The 13,480-nt window shown below is 66.2% G+C and carries 11 protein-coding genes; 6 read left to right on the plus strand and 5 right to left on the minus strand.

The window, feature by feature from the left end; translation table 11 throughout:
* Positions 1 to 90 precede the first annotated feature (90 nt).
* Both gyrB and gyrA read left to right on the plus strand, forming a co-directional pair.
* Positions 91 to 2,016: a DNA topoisomerase (ATP-hydrolyzing) subunit B gene (gyrB, locus tag EAF64_RS09350; RefSeq protein WP_129068722.1), complete on the plus strand. Its 1,926-nt coding sequence runs from the start codon at positions 91 to 93 to the stop codon at positions 2,014 to 2,016.
* Positions 2,013 to 4,496, plus strand: coding sequence for a DNA gyrase subunit A (gene gyrA / locus EAF64_RS09355; RefSeq protein WP_129068723.1), 2,484 nt, complete (start codon positions 2,013 to 2,015; stop codon positions 4,494 to 4,496). Before gyrB ends, gyrA begins: the two co-directional genes overlap by 4 nt.
* A gap of 41 nt (positions 4,497 to 4,537) precedes the next feature.
* Here gyrA and EAF64_RS09360 read toward each other — a convergent pair whose 3' ends face one another.
* A complete protein-coding gene (locus tag EAF64_RS09360; RefSeq protein WP_129068724.1) occupies positions 4,538 to 6,361 on the minus strand; it encodes an acyl-CoA dehydrogenase family protein in 1,824 nt (607 codons plus the stop codon).
* 160 nt (positions 6,362 to 6,521) lie between these two features.
* Here EAF64_RS09360 and EAF64_RS09365 point away from each other — a divergent pair, with 160 nt between their 5' ends.
* The 3 genes from EAF64_RS09365 (at position 6,522) to EAF64_RS09375 (ending at position 9,515) form a co-directional block, all read left to right on the plus strand.
* Positions 6,522 to 7,328 carry an enoyl-CoA hydratase/isomerase family protein gene (locus EAF64_RS09365; protein WP_129068725.1) on the plus strand — a complete coding sequence of 269 codons (807 nt, stop codon included), beginning with the start codon at positions 6,522 to 6,524 and terminating at the stop codon, positions 7,326 to 7,328.
* Positions 7,325 to 8,209, plus strand: coding sequence for a BKACE family enzyme (locus tag EAF64_RS09370; protein WP_129068726.1), 885 nt, complete (start codon positions 7,325 to 7,327; stop codon positions 8,207 to 8,209). The genes EAF64_RS09365 and EAF64_RS09370 overlap by 4 nt, the downstream gene beginning before the upstream one ends.
* A 76-nt stretch (positions 8,210 to 8,285) precedes the next feature.
* The gene (locus EAF64_RS09375) at positions 8,286 to 9,515 is read left to right on the plus strand and encodes a glycosyltransferase family 87 protein (RefSeq protein WP_129068727.1); all 1,230 of its coding nucleotides are present in this window, start codon (positions 8,286 to 8,288) and stop codon (positions 9,513 to 9,515) included.
* Here the strand turns inward: EAF64_RS09375 and EAF64_RS09380 are convergent.
* The 4 genes from EAF64_RS09380 to EAF64_RS09395 form a co-directional block, all read right to left on the minus strand.
* The gene (locus EAF64_RS09380; RefSeq protein ID WP_129068728.1) at positions 9,512 to 9,703 is read right to left on the minus strand and encodes a DUF7501 family protein; all 192 of its coding nucleotides are present in this window, start codon (positions 9,701 to 9,703) and stop codon (positions 9,512 to 9,514) included. The genes EAF64_RS09375 and EAF64_RS09380 overlap by 4 nt on opposite strands.
* Positions 9,704 to 9,776: 73 nt before the next feature.
* Complete coding sequence (locus EAF64_RS09385) at positions 9,777 to 12,101, minus strand: heavy metal translocating P-type ATPase (RefSeq protein ID WP_129068729.1); 2,325 nt, start codon at positions 12,099 to 12,101, stop codon at positions 9,777 to 9,779.
* On the minus strand, positions 12,098 to 12,910 hold the full coding sequence (locus EAF64_RS09390) for a sulfite exporter TauE/SafE family protein (RefSeq protein ID WP_129068730.1): 813 nt from the start codon (positions 12,908 to 12,910) through the stop codon (positions 12,098 to 12,100). Before EAF64_RS09390 ends, EAF64_RS09385 begins: the two co-directional genes overlap by 4 nt.
* Before the next feature lie 23 nt (positions 12,911 to 12,933).
* Positions 12,934 to 13,083 (minus strand): hypothetical protein, encoded by a 150-nt coding sequence (locus EAF64_RS09395; RefSeq protein ID WP_227738925.1) that lies wholly within the window; start codon positions 13,081 to 13,083, stop codon positions 12,934 to 12,936.
* A 234-nt stretch (positions 13,084 to 13,317) separates the two neighbouring features.
* Here EAF64_RS09395 and EAF64_RS09400 point away from each other — a divergent pair, with 234 nt between their 5' ends.
* Positions 13,318 to 13,479 (plus strand): cytochrome oxidase, encoded by a 162-nt coding sequence (locus EAF64_RS09400; protein WP_129069139.1) that lies wholly within the window; start codon positions 13,318 to 13,320, stop codon positions 13,477 to 13,479.
* Position 13,480 lies beyond the last annotated feature (1 nt).

A 13,480-nucleotide genomic window follows, 5' to 3' on the forward strand; every position in this document is an offset into this window, starting at 1 on the left:
CGTAACGTGCCCCTACTGGTTGAGTTCGCACGCGAGCACGCGCGTGCGGGGGTTTTATCAGTCCGCAAATCCTACGGCGTAGTAGATTTCATGTCTAACGAGTCTGAGTACGGAGCCAGGCAGATACAGGTCCTGGAAGGGTTGGAGGCCGTACGCAAGCGGCCGGCGATGTACGTCGGGTCGACGGACTCCCGTGGACTGCACCACCTCGTCTACGAGGTCGTCGACAACTCTATCGACGAGGCCCTGGCGGGATACTGTGACACTATCGAGGTCACCATCCACGAGGACGACTCCGTCAGCGTCAGCGACGACGGACGGGGGATTCCAGTGGATACGCACGACGAACACGACCGCCCCGCGCTGGAGGTCATCATGACCGTCCTGCACGCGGGCGGGAAGTTCGACAACAAGTCCTACCAGGTGTCCGGCGGGCTCCACGGAGTGGGGGTATCGGTCGTCAACGGGCTCTCGAAGTGGCTCGAAGCGGAGGTCAGGCGGGACGGCGCGGTCTGGAAACAGCGGTTCGACCACGGCGAGCCCGAGTACGAACTGAAGTCGGTTCGCGACCTCGAAGAAGACGAAGAGACGGGCACCACGGTCCGGTTCTGGCCCGACGGCGACATTTTCGAGACGACCCGGTTCGAGTTCTCGACGCTGGAGGCGCGCCTTCGCGAACTCGCCTTCCTCAACTCCGGCGTCGAGATCACGCTTCACGACGAACGTGACGGCACCGAATCTACCTTCTGCTACGAGGGGGGAATCAAGGAGTTCGTCGGGTACCTCAACGAGACCAAGGAACCACTCCACGAGGAAGTCATCTACTTCGACGACGAGGAAGCCGTCGACGAGGGGACCGTCCGCGTGGAGGTCGCGGTACAGGCCACCGACGAACTCCAGGGGTCGATCCACGCCTTCGCCAACAACATCAACACCCGCGAGGGTGGCACACATCTCACCGGCTTCAAGACTTCACTCACGCGCGTCGTCAACGACTACGCCGAGGAGCACGGGCTGATCGGCGACCTCGACGAGAACCTGAAAGGCGAGGACATCCGCGAGGGGCTGACTGCAGTGATCTCGGTCAAACACCCCGATCCGCAGTTCGAGGGGCAGACGAAGACCAAACTCGGGAACTCGGAGGTTCGCGGCGTCGTCGAAAGTGCGGTCCACGAACAGCTCACGACCTTCTTCGAGGAACACCCCGACACCGCACAGGCGATCATCCGGAAGGCCGTCGAGGCGGCGAAAGCTCGCAAGGCGGCCAAGAAAGCCGAAGAGCTCACGCGCCGGAAGAACGCGCTGGAGTCGACGGCCCTGCCCGGCAAACTCGCCGACTGTCAGACCAAAGATCCCACCGAGTCCGAGCTGTTCATCGTGGAGGGCGACTCCGCGGGTGGCTCGGCCAAACAGGGGCGCAACCCCGAGTTCCAGGCCATCCTCCCGCTGGGCGGGAAGATCCTGAACGTCGAGAAACACCGACTGGACCGGATCCTGGAGAACAACGAGATCCGGAACATGATCACGGCCATCGGGACCGGGATCGGCGACGAGTTCGACATAGAGGACGCTCGGTACCAGCGGATCATCTTCATGTGTGACGCGGACGTGGACGGCGCACACATCCGGACCCTGTTGTTGACACTGTTCTACCGGCACATGCGGCCGCTGGTCGAGGCGGGGTACGTCTACGCCGCCCAGCCGCCGCTCTATCGCATCCGGTATCGCGGCGAGACCTACGACGCGATGACCGAGGCCGAACGGGAACGCATCGTCCAGGAGAAGTGTGACGGCAACCCCACGCAGGTCCAGCGGTTCAAGGGCCTCGGGGAGATGAACCCCGAACAGCTCTGGGAGACGACGATGAACCCCGAACACCGCCACCTCAAGCAGATCACCATCGAGGACGCGGCGAAGGCGGACAAGATGTTCAACGTCCTGATGGGTGACGCCGTGGAGCCGCGTAAACAGTTCATCAAGGAACACGCGCCGGAAGCGGAGTGGGTCGACATATGAGCTCCGAACTGCCGGACCAGCCCGACGACGCGACGGCCGCCCCGGCGGCGAACGTAGAGCGCGTGCGGGTCGAAGACGAGATGGAGCAGAGCTACATCGACTACGCGATGAGCGTCATCGCGGGTCGGGCCCTCCCGGACGTGCGTGACGGACTCAAGCCCGTCCACCGGCGCATCCTCTACGCGATGCACTCCATGGGCGTCACCAGCGGTTCCAGCCACCGCAAGTCCTCCTCGGTGGTCGGGGAGACGATGGGTGACTACCACCCCCACGGCGACCAGGCCATCTACGACACTCTGGTGAACATGGCCCAGACGTTCACGATGCGGGAACCCCTGATCGACGGGCAGGGGAACTTCGGGTCGATGGACGGCGACCCCGCCGCGGCCATGCGGTACACCGAGGCCCGGATGAGCCCCATCGCCGAGGAGTTGCTGGAGGACATCGAGAAGGACACCGTCGACTTCCAGGCCAACTACGACGACCGCCTCGAAGAGCCGGAAGTCCTCCCGGCGGCGTACCCGAACCTGCTGGTCAACGGCTCCACGGGGATCGCGGTCGGGATGTCGACGAAGATCCCGCCGCACAACCTCGAAGAGGTGATCGACGCGACGATCCACCTGATCGACAATCCCGATTGCGACGTGGAGGACCTGATCCACCTCGAGGAGAGTCCAGGGCCGATCAAGGGGCCGGACTTCCCGACGGGCGCGAACATCGTCGGCCGCAACGACATCCACAAGGCGTACAAGACTGGCCGCGGTCGGCTCACCGTCCGCGCCGAGTACGAGGTCGACCACGAGGAGGGTCGCATCGTCATCTCCGAGTTGCCCTACCAGGAGAACAAGGCCCGCGTGGTCGAGCGAATCGCCGAGAACGTCAACGAGGGGAAAGTCGAGGGGATCAGTGACCTGCGCGACGAGTCCGACCGGGACGGCGTGCGGGTCGTGATCGACCTCAAGCGTGGCGCGAACGCCGACGTGGTGGAGAATCAACTGCTCGAACACCACCTCGAATCCACGTTCGGCGTCATCAACCTCGCCCTCGTCGACGGCCAGCCCCGCGTGCTGACGCTCAAGGAGACCCTGGCGGAGTACGTCGACCACCGCAAGGAGGTCGTTCGCCGCCGGAGCCAGTTCGAGCTCGACGAGGCCCAGGACCGCGCGCACATCCTGGAAGGTCGACTCACGGCCGTCCAGAACGCCGACGACGTGATCGAACTCGTCCGGGACGCCGACACCCGCGACGACGCGAAAGAGGCCCTGCGAGACGAGTACGACTTCTCCGAGGACCAGGCCGATCACATCGTCCGCATCCAGATCGGGAGCCTGACCTCCGAGGAGGTCGGCGAGATCGAGACCGAGTACGAGGAAGTCCAGAACAGGATCGAGCGCCTCGAAGAGATCCTGGGCGACCAGCAGGAACTGCTGGACGTCATCAAGGACGAGCTCCGGGAGATCCGCGAGGACTACGGCGACGAGCGCCGGACCCGGATCGTCGAGGACGACGGCGAGGTCACCCACGAGGACCTCATCCCCGAGCAGGACTGCGTGGTCGTCATCACCGAGGACGACTACATCAAGCGGATGCCCGTCGAGAAGTTCGAGCCCCAGGGCCGGGGCGGGAAGGGCATCATCGGCGCCGATCCCAAGGAGGGCGACCGGGTCAACGAGGTGTTTCGGGCCAACAGCCACGACTACCTGCTCTGCTTTACGAATCAGGGCAAGGTCTACCGACTGAAGACCTACCAGGTACCCGAGATGAGCCGGACGGCCCGTGGCAACCACATCCGGAACGTCATCGAGGGCATCGACGACGGCGAGGAGATCACGGCCGTCGTCGACACCGACGCGTTCAGCGACGACCGGTGTCTCACCATGGTCACGCGGAACGGCTACGTCAAGCGGACCTGCACGACCGACTTCCAGAACATCCGGTCGACGGGGATCATCGCCGCGTCGCTGGAGGAGGGTGACGAACTCGTCGACGTGGAGGTGACCGACGGCGAGCAGGATCTCGTGATCGCGACCGAACGGGGCATGACGATCCGGTTCGCGGAGACGGAGGCCCGACAGATGGGGCGTAACGCACGCGGCGTCGGCGCGATCAAGCTCCAGGACGGGGACCGCGTGGTCGGGCTGGTCGCGACGGGCGGGAGTGACGACCGCGCACTGTTGACCGTCACGGAGAACGGCTACGGGAAGCGGACCCTGCTCGACGAGTACCGCCAGCAGTCCCGCTACGGCAAGGGGCTGATCGACATCAAGACGGACGCCCGCAACGGGCCAGTGACGGACGTGAAAGCTGTCGAGGAGGGCGACCACCTCATCATCATGAGCGAGAGCGGTCAGATCATGCGCATCCGCGCGGCCGACATCTCGACGGTCGGCCGCAACACGAAGGGCGTCACGATCATGGAACTCGACGGCAACGATCGAGTCGCCAGCGTGACCGTCGTCCCTGATCCCGCCGACGAGTGAACGCCGATCCGACCGCGTCCGAACGTTCCGTCGACCGCCCGTCAGTCGTCCGCGGGCGCGGCTTGGGCCAACCGATCCGGTGACAGCGACCCGTGTCGGACCATCTCCGCGAAGTGATCGTCGGGGAGTTTCTCGCCGTCCGTGATGCCGCGGGCGTCCTGCTTTGCGAACCTGGTCTCGACGAACCACTCGGCGACCAGGGCCTTCCTGGCGTCGTCGCGCTCGTCGATGGCGTCCTGTGCGCGCTCGATCAGCAGGGCGGCGGTCACCACGTCGAAGATGTAGTCGGCGAGCTGTTTGGCCTCGTGCTGGGCGTACTCTTGGTCCTCGGTGGCCAGCGAGAGCATGGCCGCCTGCATGTCCTCGAACTCCTCGGCGACCGTCGCCGCGAGGTCGTCGAGGTGTGGGTGGTCGGCGGTATCGAGGGCGTCCTCGACCAGCGGGAACAGTTCCTCGTGGGCGGCTTCGCGGTTCAGCACGCGCAACACGTCCAGCGAGAGGACGTTCGAGGTACCCTCCCAGATGGGGAGGACCTGCGAGTCCCTGAGCATCCGCTCGGTGGTGAAGCCGTTGACGTAGCCGTTACCGCCCAGGATCTCACAGGCGTAGGAGGCGGTGTCGACGGCCATCCGGGCGGTCTTGTACTTCGCGATGGGGACGAGCAGGCGCATCAGCTTGAACGCCCGCGCCGCGTCGTCGTCGCGGTCCTCGGGCGATTCGTCGAGGCGCTGCTCGTTGGCCATGTAGTCGGCGTAGTGGCGCGTGGCCTCGAAGGTGAAGGCGAGCGCGGCCTCGTAGTCGGTCTGCATGTTCACGAGATCGCGACGCATCAGCGGGTACTCCTGGATGGTCTCGCCGAAGGCGTCCCGGGTGGCGGCCTGGACCTTCGATTCGAGGAGGCAACGTCCCATTCCGCCGACCGAGCCCGTAGCGTTGGTCAGCCGTTCGAAGTTCATCATCTCGGCCATCAGCTTGAACCCGTTCTCGGGCTCGCCGACGAGGTAGGCCTCCGCACCGCGGAACTCGACCTCGCCCGTGGGGACGGCGATGGTGCCGAGTTTGTCTTTCAGCCGGCGATAGAGCTGATCGTTGAGACTTCCATCCTGCTTGGTGTGTGGAACCAGAAACAGCGACAGCCCCGCGGTGCCGTCGGGGGCGTCGGGTCGGCGGGCCAGCGCGAGCGTGCCCTCGGCGTCGATGTTGGAACAGAACCACTTCTCGCCGTGGAGTTCGTAGATCCCCTCCTCGTCGGTGGGCTCGGCGGTAGTCTCGTTCGCTCCCACGTCCGAGCCGCCCTGTTTCTCGGTGAGAAACATCGCGCCCTCGATGTGGTCGTCGTAGTCGCGGTTGGTGAGGCCCCGGAAGTACTCGTCCAGCAGGTCTGCGTTGGGGTGGTCGTCGTCGACGTACTTCTCCAGGACGATCGCCGCACCGGTGGTCATCGAGACCGGGCAGACGAAGCCCCCGTCGGCAAAGGAGAGAATCGTCTGCTGGCTCAGGACGTGCTGGAACCCCAACGGATCGTCCCGTCCCGGTGGCGCGTGGAAGACGTCGTGTGTCACGCCGCGGTCGTAGACCAGCTGGTCGTTCTCGTGCTGCAGTGGGTGGTACTGGACGTGATTCTGCACCTCGCCGTGCTCGTCGTAGGTCCGCAACTCGTGGCCCTCGCGGTCGATGATCGCCGCGTTGTCGGTGATGGTGTGACCGGTCAGTTCACCGAGGTCCGACAGTTCGGGTTCGGCCCACTCGAACTCCGCGCCCGGATAGGTCCGCTCGACCTCCGCCTGCAGCGCGAGGTCGAGCTCCCAGTAGTTGACGTGTCTCCCCGCCTCGTACCGGCTGTAGTCGATAGGGGTATCCACCATACCACGCCATTTGCGGACGACCCACATAAAGACACAGCCCACCCGTTGTCCGTTTATTGCGACAGTGACTCGGCGGACCTTTCGGAAACAGGAAACCCCTCGTGAGTTTCTTCCTATCCGAAATACTATTGCGGCGGCGTGTGCCACGATACAAAACCTCATGGAAGATCAGGAACTCTCGAACGAGGCTCTCGACGTTGCGGTGAGCGACGACGGGTTCGTCGTCCGGGCGACCATCGACCGACCCGAGGAACGTAACTCACTGAACGAACCGGTGATCCTGGGCCTGCTGGACGCGATCCAGTTCGCCGACGAGAGCGAGGCGCGGGTGTTGGTCCTGCGCGGTGCGGGCGGCACCTTCTGCTCGGGCGGCGATCTCTCCGAGATGTCCGGTGTCATCGGGCAGGGATCGGAGGCCTATCGGGAGCAGTTCTCCTCGCTGTCGGCCATCGTCCAGGAGATGGTCGACGCCAGCGTCCTCACCGTCGCGGCGGTCGAGGGCTACTGTCTCGCGGGCGGACTCGGCCTCGCGTCGGCCTGCGAGTTCGTCGTCGCCCGGGACGACGCCGAGTTCGGCACGCCCGAGGTGAACGTTGGGCTGTTCCCCGCGCAGGCGATGGCCCCGATCATGCGCTCTGTCGACCAGAAGGCCGGGCTGAAACTCCTCTTCACTGGCGAACACGTACCTGCGGAGGAGGCTGCCGAGATGGGACTCGTGACCGAGCTGGCACCCGAAGGCGAGTTCGAGGACGCCCTGGACGACCTCGTGGACCAGCTGGTTGACAACAGCCCGGTCCTCATCGAGGTCGGCAAGGAAGCCTACTACGCCCAGCGAGACATGGGCTTCCAGGAAGCGCTCTCCTACCTGAAGGAGATCATCACGGTCGTGGCGATGAGCGACGCGACCGAGGAGGGGATCAACTCGTTCCTGATGGACGAGGATCCGGAGTGGGAGGTGCGCCAATGACCGACGCGAACCGCGACTCCGTGAAGGGCAACGACCCCGACAAAGTCGTCATCTCGGCGGCGCTGACGGGTGCGCTCACGACCCGGGACCAGTGCGAGGCGATCCCCTACACCGCCGAGGAGATCGCGGAGGAAGCCGCCGCCGCGCGCGAGGCGGGCGCGGCCGTCGCCCACATCCACGCCCGGACGGACAACGGCTCACCGACCTACTCGACCGAGCGCTACCAGGAGATCAAAGACGAGGTGCAGGCCCGCACCGACATCGTCATCAACTTCTCGACGGGCGCGATCCACGAACCCGTCGAGAGCCGCGCGGAGTACGTCCGCGAGACCCAGCCGGAGGTGGCCGCTCTCAACATGGGCTCGATGAACTACGCCAAGTACTCCGAGTCCCGGGAGGACTACGTGTTCGACATGGTGTTCGAGAACTCCTTCTCGGAGATCCGCGAGATGGTAACCACGATGGGAGAGGCCGGCGTCAAGCCCGAACTGGAGTGTTTCGACACGGGCCACATCGGCAACACACGCCCGCTTCTCGCGGAGGGCAAACTCGAACACCCCCTCCACTTCAGCCTCATCATGGGCGTGCTGGGCGGGATCCCCGCGACCGCGGAGAACCTGGCCCACCAAGTGCGCCAGTTGCCCGACGATGCCACCTGGCAGGTCATCGGGATCAGCGAGGACCAGTGGCGACTCGTCGGCGCGGCGCTGTCGATGGGCGGGAACGTCCGGGTCGGCCTCGAAGACAACTTCTACGTCAGCGAGGGCGAGATGGCCGAGAGCAACGCCGACCTCGTCGAGAAGGCCGCACGGATGGCCCGCGACGTGGGCAGAGAACCCGCCACGCCCGACGAGGCCCGCGAGATCATGAGTATCGAATGAGTCACCGGACCCCGGTTCCGGTAGGCTGAATTGGTCCCTCGCTCAACCTCCGAGCGATGACGGGTGTCGCGCGGCGATGACTGATGGCGACCGCCTCACTGGCCCTCGTCTCGTCCTGGCCAGCGGACTCCTGTTCGGACTGGTCTACCTGGGCTTCGTCCTCGCGGTCCGACCCTCGCGGATCGGCATCGACTTCGAGGTCTACTACGTCGCGGCGAAAGCCGCCCTGGCCGGCGAGAATTTCTACGCCGTCTCGCCCGAGCGCGTCCCGGAGTTCACGTACGTCTACCCGCCGCTTTCGATCCTCTTGTTCTACCCGTACGCCGGCTTCGGTTCCTGGGTGCCGGGCTACGTCGTCCATACGCTCGGGACCGTCCTCGCGGGGCTAGCGACCGCCTGGCTCCTGGTGCGGTCCGTCGAGCGCACCAGGGGTCGCCTCTCCTGGCCTGACCGCCTGCTCGTGGCGGGGTTCGTCGCCGCCTCGATCCACTCGATGCCGTCGCTCGTCTTCGGCCAGGTGAATCACCATCTCGCACTGGCGCTGACCGCCGGCGTCGTCGCTCTCGAAGGCAACCGCGAGCGGGTCGCGGGCGGGGCCTTCGCCGCGGCCGCGTACTTCAAGGTGTTCCCGGCGGCCGTCGGGATCTGGTTGCTCCGCCGGCGCTCCTGGCGGGCCATCGGGGTCGCCGTCGGAACCGGTCTCGGCCTGCTCGCGTTGGGACTGGTCGCCTTCGGCCCCGAACTGACCGAACGCTACCTGCACGCGGCGCTGCTTGACCGCCTCGACCACGGCGAGTTCGCGGGCGGACTCGCTCCGTCGGCGACGTACCTGACCCTCCGGCGGCCGCTGTCGGTGCTGTTTCCGGCCGGGCCGTCGCTCCTGTGGGCCGGTGGGGCGCTGGCGCTACTCGTACCACCGGTGGCGTCTCTCTATCGCACCGTCGAGGATCGACTCGACCGGCTGGTCGCGATCCTGGGGACCCTGATCGCGATCCTCCTCTTTTTCCCCTCCTATCCCATCTACGTCGTGATCCTGTACTTTCCGCTGGTGCCACTGTGCTACCTCCTCCCGGCTGGCCGGCCGCGACGGCTGATCATCGCGGGCGCGCTGCTGGCGAACGTTTCGGTCAGGCTCGACGACGTGGCCCAGATACTCCAGATCTCGCCGCTTTCCCAGGCTGGCGCGACGACGGTCGTTGGCGGACTGGAACCCGTGTTCGGGCTGGCGACGCCGCCGCTGATCGGACTCCTCGTGGTCCTGACCGGGTGTGTGGCCTACCGCTACGAGAAAGATACGGCGACCTAGCCGGACCAGCCGCCGCGGATGTCGCTATCGATGTTGCCCCGCCACTGATCGAAGCCCGACTCGCAGGTGGGGTTGGACTTCAGATGATCCATGAAGCCGGCCCCCGGCGATTCGAGTTGCATCTCACAGAACGGACAGACGTTCGGGTCGTTCCACGTGGTCGGCACTGGTGTACCTGTATCCCCCATGGGACTGCCGACGAAAGGGTTGCATATAATTGTTTACGATATCGACCGGAGTTAGATTAAATGTCCTAATATGTCACGAACGGAGCGAGCGTGAGGAGTTCGTGACGACCAGCAGGCTGGAGGCGGTCATCGCGACGGCGGCGAACAGGGGGTTCAGCAGGCCGGCGACGGCGATAGGGATGGCGACGGCGTTGTAGAGGAACGCCCAGCCGAGGTTCTGTCGGATGCGCCCGTGCGTGCCGTTGGCGATCTCGAACAGCGCGGTGACGTTTCGCAGGTCGTCGTCCAGCAGGACCGCGTCGGCCGCGTCCGCGGCGAGGTCCGTCCCGCTCCCGAGTGCGATACCGAGGTCGGCCGCGGCCAGTGCAGGGCCGTCGTTGCTCCCGTCGCCGACCATCGCGACGGTGCCCCGGCCCCGCAGTCGCTCGACTGTCTCGGCCTTGGCCTCGGGCGGGACGCCGGCGAACACTTCGTCGGCGTCGATCCGGTCCTCGATGCGCTCGACAGCGCCGCCCTCGTCGCCGGTCAACACGACCACCTCGTGGTCGGCCGAGAGGGCCGCGACAACAGCTTCGGCCTCCGGGCGCTCGCGCTCGCCCAGCAGGAGCAGTCCCCGAGCCTGGCCCGCCCAGCCGACGAACACGGGGCGCTGGCCCGCGTCGGCCGCCTCGGTGGCTCGCTGGTCTAGCTCGTCGGGGACCCACAGCCCCTCGGAACGCAGCAGGTCTGCCCGGCCGACGGTCACGCGATCGCCGTTCACGACGGCGCTGACCCCGGTGGCGTGGCGCTCGAAGTCGACGGCGTCTGTCGGGTTCTCGACGGCTTCGGTGATCGCCGTCGCGACGGGGTGGTTCGCCCGGGACTCGACCGCGGCCGCACGACGGCGCAACGTCTCCGGGTCGTCACCGACGACCTCGGCGACGCGCATCTCGCCGGTCGTCAGCGTCCCGGTCTTGTCGAAGACCACCACGTCGACCTCGGGGACGGCCTCGAACACCGCTTCGGAGACGACGACGATGCCCGCGTCGGCGGCCTCGCGGACGCCCGCGGCGACGGCCAGCGGCGTCGCAAGCCCCAGCGCGCAGGGACAGGAGACGATCAGGACGGTGAGCCCGATCAGGAGGGCGGACACGCCGCTCCCGCCGGTCAGGAGCACAGCCGCGGCCGCCACGGTACCGAGCGCGATCACCGTCGGGACGAACACCGTCGCCAGTCTATCGGCGAGGCGCTGCATCCCCGGCCGGGCGCTCTGGATCGACCAGAGCAACTCGACGATGCGGTCGAGCGTGCTCTCGGCGTCGGCCGCGACTTCGACGGTCAGCGGCGCGTCGGTAACGACACTCCCGCCGATCACCTCGTCGCCCACGCGCTTGTCGACCGGCATCGGTTCCCCGCTGAGCAGGGACTCGTCGACGGCGGCCGATCCCTCGACGACCTCGCCGTCGGTCGGAACTCGCTCACCGACTTTGACCAGCAGTCGGTCGCCGGCCGTGAGCTCCTCGACGGGAACCGTCTCCGTGCCGTCGACGGTCAGCCGGCGCGCCTCGGTCACTCTGGACTCGGTCAACTCCGAGAGCAGGCCGACCGCGCGGTCCTTGACCCGGCCCTCGTAGTAGTTGCCCAGCGAGACCACGAGGACGATGGCGACGGTCACGTCGAAGTAGAGGTGCGTGCGGCCCAGCAGCATGGCGACGCTGCTGTAGCTGTAGGCGGCCGTGGCCGCCAGCGCGACCAGCAGGTCCATGTTCGGGTGGCCGGCTCGGAGGCTGACGTACGCGCCCCGCAGGATCGGCCACCCCGTATAGAACAGGACGATCGAGGTCATCAGACAGACGTTCCCGAACAGGTAGAGCCCGACGAGGCTGTTCAGATCGACGAAGGGGGCGTCGTAGCCAAAGTAGGTCGGGTAGAGAAAGAGGGCGTACCAGCCCATCACCATCATGCCGAAGAAACCGCCGATTGCCAGCGCCCAGGCGGACTCGTCGGCCTCGCTCTCGGCTTCGACCTCGCGGTCGCGGGCCGCGTATCCGTAGCCGGAGACGGCATCCGCGAGCTCGTCGGGCCGAGTCTCCTCGGGGTCGTAGACCAGCCGCATCGTGTCCGTGGCGTAGCTCGCGGCGGCGTCGTGCACACCCGACTGGTCGACGGCGCGGGACTCGACGAACGCCTCGCAGGTCCCACAGTGCATCCCGTCGACGGCGAGGTAGCCGGTCTCGGCGTCAGCCGGCACCGAGACCTCCTCGCGACTCCGGCGCTCGTCGAGCTCCGCCTCGGTCGTCTCCACGTCGTCGAGGGCGTTCGCGACCGAGAGACAGCCCTGACAGCAGTACGAACCGCCGTCGCCGTCGGTGATCGGCTGGTCCGGCGTCGGACGATCGCAGAGAGTACAGTCGGTCATGCGAGGGGCTGGTAGAACGGCACGGGCAACATCGGCACGCCGACGCCGAGCAACATCAGGCCGTGTGAGAGGGGGATGTACCCGAGCAGGATGAAGGCTCCGCCCAGCATCCGGTGGAGGGTCCGGCGGTGCCCGTCACCCAGCGTGCCGAGCACCGTGCCGTAGGCGAACAGCGTCGGGACCGTTCCCAGGCCGAGCACACCGAGGCTGAGCGCGGCCCGGACTGGATCACCGAGCGCGAACGCGTAGACGTACGCGGGGTAGAGGATCGGGCAGGGAAGGATCCCGTGGACGGCCCCGAGGCCGACGATCTTCGGCCCGCCGACGAGCCGGTCGACGCGTGCGGTGAGCCACCCGCTGATCCGCTGGAACCCCCGCGTGACGACGGCGGGCGTGAACCGGTCGAGGTGGCCGGTGCCGCCCAGCAGGTATCTGACACCCGTCGCGACGATGACCGCGCCGACGGTCAGTCCGGCGACGATCCGAACCGGATTCGCGATAGCGGGGAGTCCGTCGACCGACGCGAACACGAGGCCGCCGACCGCGGCCGCGAGCGCGCCGATTGCGGCGTAGCTGATCGTCCGGCCCAGGTTGAACAGCAGGTGCTGGCGGACGGCGAAGGGCGTGAGCCGCCGACTCCGGTCGGTGCCGGTTTTCGCGTCCATCCGGTCGGCGTACAGGGTGACCAGCGGGCCGCACATCCCGAGACAGTGTGCGCCGGCCAACAGGCCGATCACGGCGAATACCAGCAGGTCGACGTTGCCTTCGACGGCGGAGACGCCGGCCAACTGGAGGGTCGTCGCGGTCATCTATCGGGAAGTCGGCACCACGCTCAGCTGTGTGCGGCCTCGGTCCCGTGTTCTTCGGCCTCGGTCGGCGAGAACAGCAGGTACAGGCTGGTCGTGATCAGGACGACGTTCGTGACCGTCACGGCGAGTGCAACGTAGAACGACAGTGTGAGGCCGAACGTTACTACCGGCACCAACGCCATTAATGAAATAGCGATAACAATTCGTGGCGACAGCGAGTCGAACGCCTGGATCATACCGATGCTTGGAGAACGCGCGGTATAATCCTGGGCGGTGTTCTCACTCCGTGGGAACTCCCTGTATCGAATTTAACGAACATGTGCATATACTCTCGTATGACCGCGACAGAGGCTGAGGCGGAGGCGGATTCCGCGGTCGTCGGTGACGACGTGTACACCGACGGGACACTGGTCAGGGATCCGGATATCGAGGAGTCGCTCTCACAGGACGAGTACGATCCGAAGGGGACGCTGGCGTTGTTGCTGGTGTACTTCCTGATCCTCGCCCTGATGTGGACGTACATGTACTTCGTCGAGTTCCTCGGCAACGGTGCGACGGTGGTGGGGTGAT

Origin of the sequence: Halorientalis pallida (assembly GCF_004118325.1) — an archaeon.
GTDB classification, from domain to species: Archaea; Halobacteriota; Halobacteria; order Halobacteriales; family Haloarculaceae; genus Halorientalis; species Halorientalis pallida.

Excerpts from the sequence above, each read along its gene's own strand:
- EAF64_RS09375 (WP_129068727.1), top strand. The coding sequence starts at position 8,286 with ATGACTGATGGCGACCGCCTCACTGGCCCTCGTCTCGTCCTGGCCAGC.
- gyrA (WP_129068723.1), top strand. The coding sequence starts at position 2,013 with ATGAGCTCCGAACTGCCGGACCAGCCCGACGACGCGACGGCCGCCCCG.
- EAF64_RS09385 (WP_129068729.1), bottom strand. The coding sequence starts at position 12,101 with ATGACCGACTGTACTCTCTGCGATCGTCCGACGCCGGACCAGCCGATC.
- EAF64_RS09380 (WP_129068728.1), bottom strand. The coding sequence starts at position 9,703 with ATGGGGGATACAGGTACACCAGTGCCGACCACGTGGAACGACCCGAAC.
- EAF64_RS09360 (WP_129068724.1), bottom strand. The coding sequence starts at position 6,361 with ATGGTGGATACCCCTATCGACTACAGCCGGTACGAGGCGGGGAGACAC.
- gyrB (WP_129068722.1), top strand. The coding sequence starts at position 91 with ATGTCTAACGAGTCTGAGTACGGAGCCAGGCAGATACAGGTCCTGGAA.
- EAF64_RS09365 (WP_129068725.1), top strand. The coding sequence starts at position 6,522 with ATGGAAGATCAGGAACTCTCGAACGAGGCTCTCGACGTTGCGGTGAGC.
- EAF64_RS09390 (WP_129068730.1), bottom strand. The coding sequence starts at position 12,910 with ATGACCGCGACGACCCTCCAGTTGGCCGGCGTCTCCGCCGTCGAAGGC.
- EAF64_RS09370 (WP_129068726.1), top strand. The coding sequence starts at position 7,325 with ATGACCGACGCGAACCGCGACTCCGTGAAGGGCAACGACCCCGACAAA.